This window comes from Pseudomonas sp. WS 5079 (genome assembly GCF_012985465.1).
Classification (GTDB): Bacteria; Pseudomonadota; Gammaproteobacteria; order Pseudomonadales; family Pseudomonadaceae; genus Aquipseudomonas.
On sequence record NZ_JAAQWN010000002.1, the window covers coordinates 104,203 to 117,975 of the forward strand.

The following is a 13,773-nucleotide window of genomic DNA, read 5'->3' on the forward strand; positions in this document are numbered from 1 at the left end:
CTACTGCACTGTGCGCTGCATAAGTCTCCTGGCGTTAGCCACGGGGGAACTTATCGTAGCGAAAACGCTACACCGGAACGTTTTCAATACACCACTGATCGGCCTTCGCTATGCAAGGCTTTGATCCAGATAGGCTTTTTTTCCGCCGTCGATCTGTAGCGAATTCGCTACATGACGGTTGAGCAAATGTTTTTAGATTCATCACAACTATCTGATTTATAACAATAAAATTATATTGGCCGCGTTTTTGCTAAGGACTTTCCCATTCTAATCCCGTCCACCAGACGATTCTGGCCCTGAGGAGTTTCCATGAGCGAATTGCGTTTTACTGAAGATCACGAATGGCTGCGCGCCGAAGCCGACGGCAGCGTCACCGTGGGTATTACCGCGTTCGCGCAAAACGCCCTGGGCGATGTGGTGTACGTGCAATTGCCTGAGCTGAAGGCCTACGACCAGGGTGCCGAAGCCTCCACCGTGGAGTCGGTCAAGGCTGCCAGCGGCGTGTACATGCCCCTGACCGGCGAAGTGCTGGAAGTGAACGACAAGCTCAGCGACAGCCCGGAGTTGGTCAACGAAGACCCGATGGGCGAAGGCTGGTTCTTCCGCTTTAAACCGGCTGATGCCACTGCGGTAGCTAAGCTGTTGGATCAGGACGCATACGACCGCCTGATCAAAGCCAACGCCCAAGCTTGAGGAGCGCGCCATGACCGTTAATTTGAGCACCGCCAACGAGTTTATCGCCCGCCATATCGGCCCGCGCCAGGATGACGAGCAGCAGATGCTCGCGACCCTGGGCTTTGATTCCCTCGAAGCCCTGAGCGCCAGCGTGATCCCGGAAAGCATCAAGGGCACCGCCGTGCTCGGCCTTAGCGATGGCCTGAGCGAAGCCGATGCCCTGGCCTCGATCAAGGCCATCGCCGCCAAGAACCAACTGTTCAAGACTTACATCGGCCAGGGCTACTACAACTGCCACACACCGTCGCCGATCCTGCGCAACCTCCTGGAAAACCCGGCCTGGTACACCGCCTACACGCCGTACCAGCCGGAAATTTCCCAGGGTCGCCTGGAAGCGCTGCTGAACTTCCAGACCCTGATCAGCGACCTCACCGGCCTGCCGATCGCCAACGCCTCCCTGCTCGACGAAGCCACCGCTGCCGCCGAAGCCATGACCTTCTGCAAGCGCCTGAGCAAGAACAAGGGCAGCAACGCGTTCTTCGCGTCGGTGCACAGCCACCCACAGACCCTCGACGTGCTGCGCACCCGTGCCGAGCCGTTGGGCATCGACGTGGTGGTGGGCGATGAGCGTGAACTGACCGACGTCAGCCCGTTCTTCGGCGCGCTGCTGCAATACCCGGCCAGCAACGGTGACGTGTTCGACTACCGCGAACTGACCGAACGCTTCCACGCCGCCAACGCCCTGGTGGCCGTGGCCGCGGACCTGCTGGCCCTGACCCTGCTGACCCCACCGGGTGAGTTCGGCGCCGACGTGGCCATCGGCAGTGCGCAACGCTTCGGCGTGCCGCTGGGCTTTGGTGGCCCGCACGCCGCTTACTTCTCCACCAAGGACGCGTTCAAGCGCGATATGCCGGGGCGTCTGGTCGGTGTGTCCGTAGACCGTTTCGGCAAGCCGGCCCTGCGCCTGGCCATGCAGACCCGCGAGCAACATATCCGCCGCGAGAAGGCTACCAGTAACATCTGCACCGCCCAGGTACTGCTGGCCAACATCGCCAGCATGTACGCGGTGTACCACGGCCCCAAAGGCCTGGTGCAGATCGCCACGCGCATTCATCACCTGGCCGCGATCCTGGCCAGTGGCTTGACCGCGCTGGGCCTCAAGGTTGAACAAGAGACCTTCTTCGACACCCTGACCCTGGCCACCGGCGCCAACACTGCTGCCCTGCACGACCAGGCCCGTGCGCAGCGCATCAACCTGCGCGTCGTGGACGCGGCGCGCCTGGGCCTGTCGGTGGACGAAACCACCACCCAGGCCGACATCGAAACCCTGTGGAGCGTGTTCGCAGGCGGCAAAGCCCTACCGGACTTCGCCGCCCTTGCAGCCAGCGTCGACAGCACCCTGCCTGCCGCATTGCTGCGCCAGTCGCCGATCCTCAGCCATCCGGTGTTCAACCGTTATCACTCGGAAACCGAGCTGATGCGCTACCTGCGCAAGCTGGCCGACAAGGACCTGGCGCTGGATCGCACCATGATCCCGCTGGGCTCGTGCACCATGAAGCTCAACGCCGCCAGTGAAATGATCCCGGTGACCTGGGCCGAGTTCGGCGCCCTGCACCCGTTCGCCCCGGCCGAGCAAAGCGCCGGCTACCTGCAACTGACCAGAGAACTGGAAGCCATGCTTTGCGCGGCCACCGGTTACGACGCGATCTCCTTGCAACCGAACGCCGGCTCCCAAGGCGAGTACGCAGGCCTCTTGGCCATCCGTGCCTATCACCAGAGCCGTGGCGATGAACGTCGCGATATCTGCCTGATTCCTTCGTCGGCCCACGGCACCAACCCGGCCACCGCCAACATGGCCGGCATGCGTGTGGTCGTCACCGCCTGCGACGCCCGGGGCAACGTGGACATCGAAGACCTGCGCGCCAAGGCCATCGAGCACCGCGAGCACCTCGCCGCGCTGATGATCACCTACCCGTCGACCCACGGCGTGTTCGAGGAAGGCATCCGCGAAATCTGCGGGATCATCCATGACAACGGCGGCCAGGTGTATATCGACGGCGCCAACATGAACGCCATGGTCGGCCTGTGTGCCCCGGGCAAGTTCGGCGGCGACGTGTCGCACCTGAACCTGCACAAGACCTTCTGCATCCCCCATGGCGGTGGCGGCCCGGGTGTGGGCCCGATTGGCGTCAAGTCGCACCTCACGCCATTCCTGCCCGGCCACGCGGCCATGCAGCGCAAGGAAGGTGCGGTGTGTGCAGCACCGTTCGGCAGCGCGAGCATCCTGCCGATCACCTGGATGTACATCAGCATGATGGGCGGCGCGGGCCTAAAGCGCGCTTCGCAGTTGGCGATCCTCAATGCCAACTACATTTCCCGTCGCCTGGAAGAGCACTACCCGGTGCTGTACACCGGCAGCAACGGCCTGGTGGCCCACGAATGCATCCTGGACCTGCGCCCACTCAAGGACAGCAGCGGCATCAGCGTGGATGACGTGGCCAAGCGCCTGATCGACTTTGGGTTCCATGCGCCGACCATGTCGTTCCCGGTGGCTGGCACCTTGATGATCGAGCCGACCGAAAGCGAATCCAAGGAAGAACTGGACCGCTTCTGCGACGCCATGATCGCCATCCGCGAAGAGATCCGCGCAGTGGAAAACGGCACCTTGGACAAGGACGACAACCCGCTGAAAAACGCTCCGCACACCGCAGCTGAAATCGTCGGTGAATGGAGCCATCCGTACAGCCGTGAACAAGCGGTGTATCCGGTAGCGTCGCTGATCGAAGGCAAGTACTGGCCGCCGGTGGGCCGGGTCGACAACGTGTTTGGCGATCGCAACCTGGTGTGTGCGTGCCCCTCGATCGAGAGCTACGCGTAACCTGAGCGGTAGAACGCGGTCAATGTGGGAGCTGGCTTGTCGGGTCGCCGCATCGCCGCGATAGTGGTGTATCAGTAACAGAAACGTTGCCTGACCCACCGCTATCGCGGCGATGCGGCGACCCGACAAGCCCAGCTCCCACAGGGATCGGGTACAACCGAAAATCTGCGCCCAATAATAAGAAACCGGAGAACAACTCATGTCTTTAAGCGTGTTCGACCTGTTCAAGATTGGCATCGGCCCCTCAAGCTCTCACACCGTCGGCCCGATGCGTGCCGCCGCCCGATTCGTCGAGGGCCTCAAGCGCGATAACCTGCTGGACGCCACCGCCAGCATCAAGGTGGAGCTCTACGGATCTCTGGGTGCCACCGGCAAAGGCCACGGCAGCGACAAGGCCGTGTTGCTGGGCCTGGAAGGCGAACACCCGGACACCGTGAACACTGAAACCGTGGCCGCGCGCCTGGCACAGATGCGCAGCGACGGTCGCTTGAACCTGCTCGGTGAACACAGCATTGCGTTCAACGAGAAAGAACACCTGGCGATGATTCGCAAACCCCTCGCCTATCACCCCAACGGCATGATCTTTCGTGCGTTTGACGCCGCCGGCATCCAGATTCGCAGCCGCGAGTACTACTCGGTGGGCGGCGGTTTTGTGGTGGATGAAGACGCCGCCGGCGCCGACCGGATCGTCGAAGATGCCACGCCCCTGACCTTCCCCTTCAAGCACGCCAAGGATTTGCTCGGCCATTGCACCACGTATGGGCTGTCCATCAGCCAGGTGATGCTGACCAACGAAAGCGCCTGGCGCCCGGAAGCCGAGACCCGCAGCGGCCTGCTGAAGATCTGGCAGGTCATGCAGGATTGCGTGGCTGCCGGTTGCCGCAATGAAGGCATCCTGCCCGGAGGCTTGAAGGTCAAGCGCCGTGCGGCCGCGCTGCATCGCCAACTGTGCAAGAACCCGGAGTCGGCGCTGCGCGACCCGCTGTCGGTGCTGGACTGGGTCAACCTGTATGCCCTGGCGGTCAATGAAGAAAACGCCAACGGCGGGCGCGTGGTCACGGCGCCCACCAACGGTGCCGCCGGGATCGTGCCAGCGGTGTTGCATTACTACATGCGCTTTATTCCCGGTGCCAATGAAGACGGCGTGGTGCGCTTCCTGCTCACCGCCGCGGCCATCGGCATCCTCTACAAAGAAAACGCCTCGATCTCCGGGGCCGAGGTCGGCTGCCAGGGTGAAGTGGGCGTGGCCTGTTCCATGGCCGCCGGGGCCTTGTGCGAAGTGCTGGGCGGCACGGTTTCCCAGGTGGAAAACGCCGCTGAAATCGGCATGGAGCACAACCTCGGCCTGACCTGCGACCCGATTGGCGGTTTGGTGCAGGTGCCCTGCATCGAGCGCAACGCCATGGGCTCGGTGAAGGCGATCAATGCGGTGCGCATGGCATTGCGCGGCGACGGGCAGCACTTCGTGTCCCTCGACAAGGTGATCCGCACCATGCGCCAGACCGGCGCCGATATGAAAAGCAAATACAAGGAAACCGCCCGTGGCGGTTTGGCCGTCAACATTATCGAGTGCTGATGCTTATAAATGCGCCAGCACGTTTTTCAGGAGCTGAATATGTCCACCCAAACCCTGTTGAAAACCCCGCTGCACGCCCTGCATCTTGAACTGGGCGCGCGCATGGTGCCGTTCGCCGGCTATGACATGCCGGTGCAATATCCCCTGGGCGTGATGAAAGAACACCAGCACACCCGTGAGCAGGCCGGGTTGTTTGATGTGTCGCACATGGGCCAGATCCGCCTGACCGGTGCCAACGCCGCCAAGGCCCTGGAAACCCTGGTGCCGGTGGATATCATCGACCTGCCCGTGGGCATGCAGCGCTACGCCATGTTCACCAACGATCAGAGCGGTATCCTCGATGACCTGATGGTCGCCAACCTGGGTAACGACGAGCTGTTTCTGGTGGTCAACGCCGCCTGCAAGGATCAGGACCTGGCGCACCTGCGTCAGCATCTGGGCGAGCAATGCCAGATCGAGCCGCTGTTTGAAGAACGCGCCCTGCTGGCCCTGCAAGGCCCGGCGGCAGTCAAGGTGCTGGCGCGCCTGGCACCGGAAGTGACCAAGATGACCTTTATGCAATTTGCGCCCCTGCGCCTGCTGGGGGTGGAGTGCTACGTCAGCCGTTCCGGCTATACCGGCGAAGACGGCTTTGAAATCTCGGTACCTGCGGCCAACGCCGAGAGCCTGGCCCGCAGCCTGCTGGCCGAAGCCGAAGTTGAAGCCATTGGCCTGGGCGCCCGCGACTCCCTGCGCCTGGAAGCCGGCCTGTGCCTGTATGGCCACGATATGAACACCGAGACCACGCCGATTGAGGCCAGCCTGCTGTGGGCGATTTCCAAGGTGCGTCGTGCCGACGGCGCGCGTGCCGGCGGTTTCCCGGGCGCAGACCGGATCTTCACTCAGCAGCAGACCGGCGTCAGCCGCAAGCGCGTCGGCCTGCTGCCCCAGGAACGTACGCCGGTGCGTGAAGGTGCAGAAATTGTCGACGAACACGGCACCGTAATCGGCAGCGTGTGCAGCGGCGGCTTTGGCCCCAGCCTCGGCGGCCCGCTCGCCATGGGCTACCTCGACACGGCCTTTACCGCGCTGGATTGCGAAGTCTCAGCGCTGGTGCGTGGGAAAAAGGTGCCACTTCGTGTAAGTAAAACGCCATTCGTGCCACAACGTTACTACCGTGGCTGATTGACTGTTCCTATAAGTAACGCGGTTGTGTTCATTTGCACTAATCTGTAACGCAACCGCCATAAAACAGTGCACTGACGATAGTCAATGTTATGTCGATTAACCTATAACAAGTGATCCACGCTATCGAATAACACAGCCCGACAATAGTTGGCTGAAGTGTCATGAAGGCGAGTAAATACGCGGCTTGCAGAGGGCTTGTTTTTTCCGCCTTAGTTGTCGTAGAGTTTGCTCACTGTGTTTGCATGGGTCGCTTGGAACCTGGACCTGGGCAGTAGCCAAAGTTCGCTACAACCCGTTCGACGTCTCTTACTTTCCTGCAACCCAGCCCAGTACTCTTTCAGGTGAAAGGGGCTGTCATTAATTTTTAGCGTCAAGGAAATAAGAAAATGGCTGAACGTCAGAGCGGTACCGTCAAGTGGTTTAACGACGAGAAAGGGTTTGGTTTTATCACTCCAGAAAGCGGTGCGGACCTGTTCGTGCATTTCCGCGCTATCCAAGGCAACGGCTTCAAGAGCCTGAAAGAAGGCCAGAAAGTGACCTTCATCGCTGTGCAGGGCCAAAAAGGCATGCAGGCTGACGAAGTACAAGCAGAAGGCTGATCCTTACTGCGACAAAAAGCCTCTGGTGGTGACATCAGAGGCTTTTTTATGTGCGTTTGTCCGTAAAATGGCTTTTTTCCTCCAGAGAGCCGAGCCATGTCGAAACACCTGCTGAGCCCCCAAGGCGAATTCCCCGCCGTTGGCCTGGGCCGTCGTCTGGCAGCGATGTTCTATGACTTCCTGTTATGTACCGCCCTGCTGATCGTCACTGCCTTCCTCTATAAGCTGGTGTGGATCGCCTTTGTGGGTGAAGCAAAAATGCGCACGCTCTCGGAATCCGGTGCGCTGGACGGTGATCCGCTGCTGTCGACGATTCTGTTTTTTGTACTGTTTGGTTTCTTTGCCAAGTTCTGGACCCATTCCGGGCAGACGTTGGGTATGCAAGTGTGGGGCGTACGCGTGCAGAACGCGGACGGCTCGCGCATCAGCCTGTGGCAGGCGCTGTTGCGTTTTGTGGTGTCGATTGCATCGTGGTTATGCGCAGGGCTGGGGTTTATCTGGTCGCTGGTGGACAAGAAACAGCGGGCCTGGCATGACATCTATTCCGACACGCAACTAGTGCGGATCCCGAAGAAAAAGAAATAGCCCCAGGCTAATGAGATCCAAATGTGGGAGCGGGCAAGCCCGCTCCCACATTTTTTACTGCACCAACCGTGGATCAGGCGTTGCCCGCCAGCTTCAGGCGTGCCGCCTGGGTAAAGTCCAGCATGCGCTTGAGCGGGCGCACGGCATGGGGGATCAACGAGGGTTCGACAAAGATCTCGTTGCTGCCTTCACGCAGGCATTGCAACGTGCGCTCCAGGGTATTCATCGCCATCCACGGGCAGTGCGCGCAACTGCGGCACGCCGCGCCGTTACCGGCGGTTGGCGCTTCGACAAACACCTTGTCCGGGCACAGCTGCTGCATTTTGTAGAAAATGCCACGGTCGGTGGCGACGATAAACGTCTTGTTCGGCAAGCGCTGCGCCGCCGCGATCAACTGGCTGGTGGACCCCACTGCGTCGGCCAACTCGATGACCGAGGTCGGTGACTCCGGGTGCACCAGGATCGCGGCATCCGGGTACAGCGCCTTCATGTCTTCCAACTGCTTGGACTTGAACTCTTCGTGGACGATGCAGGCACCGTCCCACAGCAGCATGTCGGCACCGGTCTGGCGCTGGATATAGGTGCCCAGGTGCTTGTCCGGGCCCCAGATAATGGTCTCGCCGTTATCCATCAGGCTTTCGACGATTTCCAGGGCGCAACTGGAGGTCACCACCCAATCGGCACGGGCCTTGACCGCCGCCGACGTGTTGGCATACACCACCACGGTGCGCTCCGGATGCTGGTCGCAGAACGCCGAGAAATCTTCCACCGGGCAGCCAAGATCCAGGGAGCACGTGGCTTCCAGGGTGGGCATCAGGATGCGTTTTTCAGGGGTGAGGATTTTCGCCGTCTCGCCCATGAAGCGCACGCCAGCGACCAGCACGGTCTTGGCCGGGTGGGCGGCGCCGAAGCGGGCCATCTCCAGGGAGTCGGAAACACAACCGCCGGTTTCTTCGGCCAGGGCCTGAATCACCGGGTCGCAGTAAAAGTGCGCCACCAGCACCGCGTCTTGAGCCTTTAGCTCGGCAGCAATGGCAGAACGTAAGCTTGCCTCTTGCTCGGCACTGAGCACCTTGGGTTGCTTGGCATCGAGGTGGGCTTGGACCAGAAGGCGTTCGGAAATTTGCGTCATGTTCGCAAGACCTACAGGCGCAGTTGCGCGAAAGTCGAGTGTACCACCGGCTCTGGAGCCCTTCGGGCGCCGCCGGACGAAGTGATTGTGTTCATCAAGCACGGGTTAAAGTGAAGCTGCGCAAGGCTACAGAATATCGATTGGATTCAAAAGCCTAATCTGGGATTGGCGGTGCCATGGAAAAGACCCACTTGCGCCAGTTGTGAAGAAACCTCGACAAAGGGTAGCATTGAGAATAATTACCATTAGCTCATCCAGGCGCTGAACCTGATGACGGAGTGCGCTCGCGGCATGCCTCAATCTCCTGATCCTTCCGATGTCGGCTGGCTCTATCAAGAGCACCACGGCTGGGTGCGCGCCTGGCTGCACAAGAAACTGGGCAATACCAGCGACGCCGCCGAGTTGGCCCACGATGTGTTCGTGCGGCTGCTGGTCAAACCCAGAGCCTTTAATAGCGAGGGGCACGCACGGGCGTACCTGAGTGCGATTTCCCGACATGTGTGCGTAGACTTCTGGCGGCGCCAGCGGGTCGAGCGGGCCTGGCTGGAGGTATTGGCCAGCCGCCCCGAACACTGCATGCCGTCGGAAGAACACCGGGCCATGGTGCTGGAGGCCCTGCAGCAGGTGCAGGCAATGCTCGAGCGCCTGCCGCGCAACGTCGCCCAGGCCTTTATGCTGGCGCAACTGCAAGGCCTGAGTTACCAGGCCATCGCCGAACAATTGGGCGTCAGCGCCCGCACCGTCACCCATTACATGTCCCAGGCCATGTTCCAGTGCCTGTTGCTGGAAGCGGAACTGGACGAGGCATTGAGCTGATCGATGCCGGCCCCCACACCTGACCATCAAACCCTGCAGGAAGCCGCCGACTGGTTCGCCCGTCTGAGCAGCGAGCCGCACAACCTGGCGCAGCAGCACGCCTGGCAGCAATGGCTCGACCGCAGTGACAGCCATCGCCAGGCCTGGCGCTATGTGGAACGGGTCAGCCAGCGCTTCGCCCCGTTGCAGGACGACAGGGAGACGGCCAGCCGCACATTGCAGGCCCTGCATCACACCCCCACTTCGCGACGCCAGGTGCTGCGCACCCTGTCGGTCATCAGCGGCGGGCTGTTGCTGGGTGGGCTTGCCTGGCGCCACGCGGCACTGACCGAACAGCTCCTGGCCTGGCAGGCAGGTTATCGCACAAGCACCGGGGAAATCCTCGAACGGACCCTGGCCGACGGCTCGCGTATCTGGCTCAACAGCGCCACCGCGCTGGATGTTGCGCTAAGCACCTCACAACGCAGCCTGCGCTTGTACGAAGGTGAAGTCCTGATCGTGACCGGAAGCGACCCGCGCCCGTTTATCGTGCACACCGCCCAGGGCAGCCTGTCCCCCCTGGGTACCAGGTTCAGTGTGCGCGAACGGGCTGCGCGGACCCAGCTCAATGTCTATGAGGGGGCGGTGCAGGTTCGTTGCGCCGCAAGCCATCACACCCGCGTGGCCAAGGCCGGCGAAGGGCTGTCATTCGACAGCCACGGCACCACGCCTCCCGAGCCTGCGCAACCCGGGCGCGAGTCATGGAGCAAAGGGATCCTGCTGGCGCAAGACATGCCCTTGCCACAGTTTATCGAGGAGCTGGCCGACTACCGTCGCGGGCACCTGGGGCTCGACCCTGGCCTCGCACACCTGCGAGTCATGGGCACGTTCCCGTTGCACGATACCGATCAGGTCCTGGCCATGCTTGAAGGCGTATTGCCGATTCGCATGGAGCAGACGTTTCCTGGCTGGACCACCGTGAAGCCACGCTAGATATTTTTATACCGGCACTTCCTGATTTTCATTCTCATTCGATTTAGCTAGTGACGATGGCTTGATGCCACCCCCAAAAGGATCCCAAGATGTCACTACGCCCCCATTCCCCGCTGCACGTATTGGCCTATTCGGTGGCTATCACCCTGAGCAGCCTCAGCCCTGCCGCCTGGGCCGAAGACCAGCATTACCAGATTGCCGCCGGGCCACTGGCCAGCCAACTGAACCTGCTCTCGGCCCAGGCCGGGATTTACCTTGCGGGAGATGCCACCCTTACCAACGGCAAAACCAGCCAGGCCATCAACGGGACATTTTCCGTCGACCAGGCATTGCAATTGCTGCTGGCCGACACCGGCCTGATCGCCGTGCCCGTAGGCGAAGGTCGTTATCAGTTACAGGCGGCCCCAACCTCCTCCTCCGCCCTGGAGTTGAGTAGTACCACCATTTCCGGCAAGGCGCCGGGGTCCACCAGTGAAGGTAATGGCTCCTACACCGCCTACTCCTCCAGCAGTTCTACGCGGCTCAACCTGACCCAGAAAGAAACCCCACAGTCGGTCACGGTGATCACCCGCCAACGCCTGGACGATCAGAAACTCAACAACCTCACCGATGTACTTGAAGCCAGCCCCGGGATCGCCGTGACCCGCGCCGGCCTGGGGACCGAGAATGACAGCTACTGGTCCCGTGGTTTCCAGATCCAGAACTTCGAGATCGACGGCGTCCCCACCTCGACCCGCATGGACAACTACACCCAGAGCACGGCCATGTACGACCGTGTGGAAATCGTGCGCGGCGCCACTGGCCTGATCAGCGGCATGGGCAACCCCTCGGCGACCATCAACCTGATTCGCAAACGCCCCACGGCCCAAGCCCAGGCGAGCATCACCGCCGAAGCCGGTAGCTGGGACCGCTATGGCACCGGTGTCGATGTCTCCGGGCCACTGACCGAGACCGGCAACATCCGCGGGCGCCTGGTGCTGGACTACAAGACCGAGCAGGCCTGGGTCGATCGCTTCAAGCAGGATTCACAACTGATCTACGGCATCACCGAGTTCGACCTCAGCGACGCCACCCTGCTGACTGCCGGCTTCAGCTACCAGAAGACCCAGGTGGATGCGCCCCTGCGCGGCGGCTACCAGACGCTGTTCAGCGATGGCCAGAAAACCCACATGAAGCGCTCCCTCAACAGTGCGCCGAACTGGTCGTATAACGACCATGACCAGACCAACTACTTCACTTCCATCGAACACCAGTTCGATAACGGCTGGAGCGGCAAGATCGAATACGGTCACACCGAGAACAAGTTCGACGAGTTCTTTTCGTTCACCATCGGCAGTCTCGACCAGGCCACCGGCTCAGGCGCCTCGTTGTTGCCGGTGCGCTGGTCAGGCACGCCGCGCCAGGACAGCCTCGACGCCTACTTCACCGGGCCGTTTTCCGCGTTCGGTCGCGAACATGAGCTGATCACCGGCATCACTGCCACCGATTACGAGGAACACACCCCCAACTACAACGACTGGCTGTGGGACTACGGCTTCAAGGTGCCGGACTACCGCACCTGGAACGGTGACTCCCCCAAGCCCGCCACGCCGGTGGTGGGTAAAGGCAGCATCCGCGAGAAACAATACGCCGCCTACCTCACGTCGCGCCTACACCTGAGCGACGACTTGAGCCTGATCCTCGGCGGGCGGCTGACCGACTGGAAGCGCGATACCAACACCCTGCTGTATGGCGCCGGAACCAGTTCGGTCAAGGAACGGGAAACCGGCGTGTTCATTCCGTACACCGGGGTGGTCTACGACCTGGACCACAACTGGTCGCTGTATGCCAGCTACACCAAGATCTTCAACCCGCAAGCCTCCTACGTGCGCGACATCAACCGCGGCGCGCTGCCACCCCTGGAAGGCAAGGGTTATGAAGTCGGGATCAAGGGCAGTTTCTACGATGAGCAACTGAACGCCAGCCTGGCGCTATTTCGGCTTGAGCAAGACAACCTGGCGGTGTGGCAGTCCGACACCCAGGCCTATCGCATCGAACAAAGCGCCAAGACCCAAGGCGTCGAACTGGAAATGAACGGCGAGCTGGGCGAAGGCTGGCAGGCGTCGGCCGGCTATGCCTACAGCGTCACCACCGATGCCGATGACAAGCGCATCGTCACCGCGCTGCCGCGCCATATGCTCAAGACCTTCACCTCCTATCGCCTGCCAGGCATGCTCGACAAAGTCACTGTTGGCGGTGGCGTGAACTGGCAGACCAAGACCGGCGAGGACTTGCACTATTACCACCAGGGCAGCTATGCCATCGCCAACCTGATGGCCCGCTACGATATCTCGAAAAACCTCAGTGCCACGGTCAACCTCAACAACGTCTTTGACCGCGAGTACTACGCCCGGGTGTACTCAGAAGGGGTGTATGGCGCGCCGCGCAACTTCATGACCAGCCTCAAGTACAACTTCTGAAGCAGGCTGTGCTAGCGCGCGGGAACGTTACCCATCTCGGTCGCCAGGTCCAGCCAGGCCCGCGCTGCAGGCGGCAAGTGAGCATTACGCCGCCAGGTCAGGGCGATATGCCAGTCGGTCTGGGGCTCATCCAGGGATATCAGGGCAATGCCGGCATGCAGGTGCTTGTAGGCCAGCATGCGCGGCAGGAAGGCGACTCCCAGGCCCGCGCCGACCAGGTCGACGATAAAGTCGATCTGGGCGCTGCGCACCGAAACCTTCGGCGATACGCCCCGCCGCTCGCAGGCGGAAAGGATGATGCGGTTCAGGGCAAATCCGGCTTCGAACAGTATGAACGGCGAGTCGGACAAGTCGGAAAAATCCACACTGTCGCGCCCGGCCAATGGATGGCTGCTGGGCAGGACCACCATCAATGGCTCGACGCGCACGTCCTGATACTCAAACTCGCCCTCCACCGGCACCAGTAGCGCGGCTACATCCACCTCCCCCGCTTGCAGGCACTCAGCCAGCTTCTTGCTGCCATGCTCGATCAGCTCGATCTCGATCTGCGGATAACGCTGGCGGTACACCGCAAACATCGCCGCAAACAGTTCACCACTGCCCACCGGCGGCAAGCCAATACGCAGCACGCCGCGCTTGAGCCCCAGCAGGTCATTGATCTCGGCCACCAGGTCACTGCGCTCGGCAAGCAACACCAGAGCGCGACGGTAGGCAATTTCACCCGCGGCTGTCAGTTCGTTCTTGTGGCCGATGCGGCTGAACAACGGTGTGCCTAACTCCTCTTCCAGGGTCTTGACCGCTTTGCTGACACTCGATTGCGTGAGCGAAACCATCTCGGCCGCTTGTGAGAAACTGCCTTGGCGCACCACTTCGACAAAGGCTCGCAGCGTTCGCAGATTCATGACTATTCCATT

The 13,773-nt window shown here is 61.3% G+C and carries 11 protein-coding genes; 9 read left to right on the forward strand and 2 right to left on the reverse strand.

Going from position 1 to position 13,773, the window contains the following annotated elements; genetic code table 11:
- The first annotated feature begins 309 nt into the window (after positions 1–309).
- The 6 genes from gcvH (at position 310) to HBO05_RS04975 (ending at position 7,480) form a co-directional block, all read left to right on the forward strand.
- A complete protein-coding gene (gene gcvH, locus HBO05_RS04950; protein WP_169954682.1) occupies positions 310–693 on the forward strand; it encodes a glycine cleavage system protein GcvH in 384 nt (127 codons plus the stop codon).
- Positions 694–703: 10 nt separating this feature from the next.
- Positions 704–3,553, forward strand: a complete 2,850-nt coding sequence (gene gcvP / locus HBO05_RS04955; RefSeq protein ID WP_170041905.1) for an aminomethyl-transferring glycine dehydrogenase — start codon at positions 704–706, stop codon at positions 3,551–3,553.
- 199 nt (positions 3,554–3,752) lie between these two features.
- Positions 3,753–5,129, forward strand: coding sequence for an L-serine ammonia-lyase (locus tag HBO05_RS04960; RefSeq protein ID WP_172311927.1), 1,377 nt, complete (start codon positions 3,753–3,755; stop codon positions 5,127–5,129).
- A 39-nt stretch (positions 5,130–5,168) separates the two neighbouring features.
- A complete protein-coding gene (gene gcvT, locus HBO05_RS04965) occupies positions 5,169–6,293 on the forward strand; it encodes a glycine cleavage system aminomethyltransferase GcvT (protein WP_172311929.1) in 1,125 nt (374 codons plus the stop codon).
- A gap of 389 nt (positions 6,294–6,682) precedes the next feature.
- Positions 6,683–6,895: a cold-shock protein gene (locus tag HBO05_RS04970; protein WP_004887993.1), complete on the forward strand. Its 213-nt coding sequence runs from the start codon at positions 6,683–6,685 to the stop codon at positions 6,893–6,895.
- Positions 6,896–6,991: 96 nt separating this feature from the next.
- Entirely contained in the window at positions 6,992–7,480 is a 489-nt protein-coding gene (locus HBO05_RS04975) for an RDD family protein (protein WP_029300279.1), read from the forward strand.
- A gap of 73 nt (positions 7,481–7,553) precedes the next feature.
- On the opposite strand, the gene nadA is transcribed toward HBO05_RS04975, so the two are convergent.
- Positions 7,554–8,612, reverse strand: a complete 1,059-nt coding sequence (gene nadA, locus HBO05_RS04980) for a quinolinate synthase NadA (protein ID WP_172311931.1) — start codon at positions 8,610–8,612, stop codon at positions 7,554–7,556.
- Positions 8,613–8,903: 291 nt separating this feature from the next.
- Between nadA and HBO05_RS04985 the strand changes: the two genes are divergently transcribed.
- From HBO05_RS04985 to HBO05_RS04995, 3 genes are all read left to right on the forward strand, one after another.
- The gene (locus tag HBO05_RS04985; RefSeq protein ID WP_172311933.1) at positions 8,904–9,428 is read left to right on the forward strand and encodes a sigma-70 family RNA polymerase sigma factor; all 525 of its coding nucleotides are present in this window, start codon (positions 8,904–8,906) and stop codon (positions 9,426–9,428) included.
- A gap of 3 nt (positions 9,429–9,431) precedes the next feature.
- Positions 9,432–10,400 (forward strand): FecR domain-containing protein, encoded by a 969-nt coding sequence (locus HBO05_RS04990; protein WP_172311935.1) that lies wholly within the window; start codon positions 9,432–9,434, stop codon positions 10,398–10,400.
- Between the two features lie 89 nt (positions 10,401–10,489).
- Positions 10,490–12,859, forward strand: a complete 2,370-nt coding sequence (locus HBO05_RS04995; RefSeq protein ID WP_169954676.1) for a TonB-dependent siderophore receptor — start codon at positions 10,490–10,492, stop codon at positions 12,857–12,859.
- 11 nt (positions 12,860–12,870) lie between these two features.
- Here the strand turns inward: HBO05_RS04995 and HBO05_RS05000 are convergent, their stop codons facing one another.
- Positions 12,871–13,761 (reverse strand): LysR family transcriptional regulator, encoded by an 891-nt coding sequence (locus HBO05_RS05000; RefSeq protein ID WP_169954675.1) that lies wholly within the window; start codon positions 13,759–13,761, stop codon positions 12,871–12,873.
- Between the last annotated feature and the right edge of the window lie 12 nt (positions 13,762–13,773).

What these genes read in the sequence shown, in the direction of transcription:
- HBO05_RS04970 (WP_004887993.1), top strand. Translation starts at nt 6,683, where the DNA reads ATGGCTGAACGTCAGAGCGGTACCGTCAAGTGGTTTAACGACGAGAAA.
- HBO05_RS04975 (WP_029300279.1), top strand. Translation starts at nt 6,992, where the DNA reads ATGTCGAAACACCTGCTGAGCCCCCAAGGCGAATTCCCCGCCGTTGGC.
- gcvH (WP_169954682.1), top strand. Translation starts at nt 310, where the DNA reads ATGAGCGAATTGCGTTTTACTGAAGATCACGAATGGCTGCGCGCCGAA.
- HBO05_RS04960 (WP_172311927.1), top strand. Translation starts at nt 3,753, where the DNA reads ATGTCTTTAAGCGTGTTCGACCTGTTCAAGATTGGCATCGGCCCCTCA.
- HBO05_RS04995 (WP_169954676.1), top strand. Translation starts at nt 10,490, where the DNA reads ATGTCACTACGCCCCCATTCCCCGCTGCACGTATTGGCCTATTCGGTG.
- nadA (WP_172311931.1), bottom strand. Translation starts at nt 8,612, where the DNA reads ATGACGCAAATTTCCGAACGCCTTCTGGTCCAAGCCCACCTCGATGCC.
- HBO05_RS04985 (WP_172311933.1), top strand. Translation starts at nt 8,904, where the DNA reads ATGCCTCAATCTCCTGATCCTTCCGATGTCGGCTGGCTCTATCAAGAG.
- HBO05_RS04990 (WP_172311935.1), top strand. Translation starts at nt 9,432, where the DNA reads ATGCCGGCCCCCACACCTGACCATCAAACCCTGCAGGAAGCCGCCGAC.
- gcvP (WP_170041905.1), top strand. Translation starts at nt 704, where the DNA reads ATGACCGTTAATTTGAGCACCGCCAACGAGTTTATCGCCCGCCATATC.
- gcvT (WP_172311929.1), top strand. Translation starts at nt 5,169, where the DNA reads ATGTCCACCCAAACCCTGTTGAAAACCCCGCTGCACGCCCTGCATCTT.
- HBO05_RS05000 (WP_169954675.1), bottom strand. Translation starts at nt 13,761, where the DNA reads ATGAATCTGCGAACGCTGCGAGCCTTTGTCGAAGTGGTGCGCCAAGGC.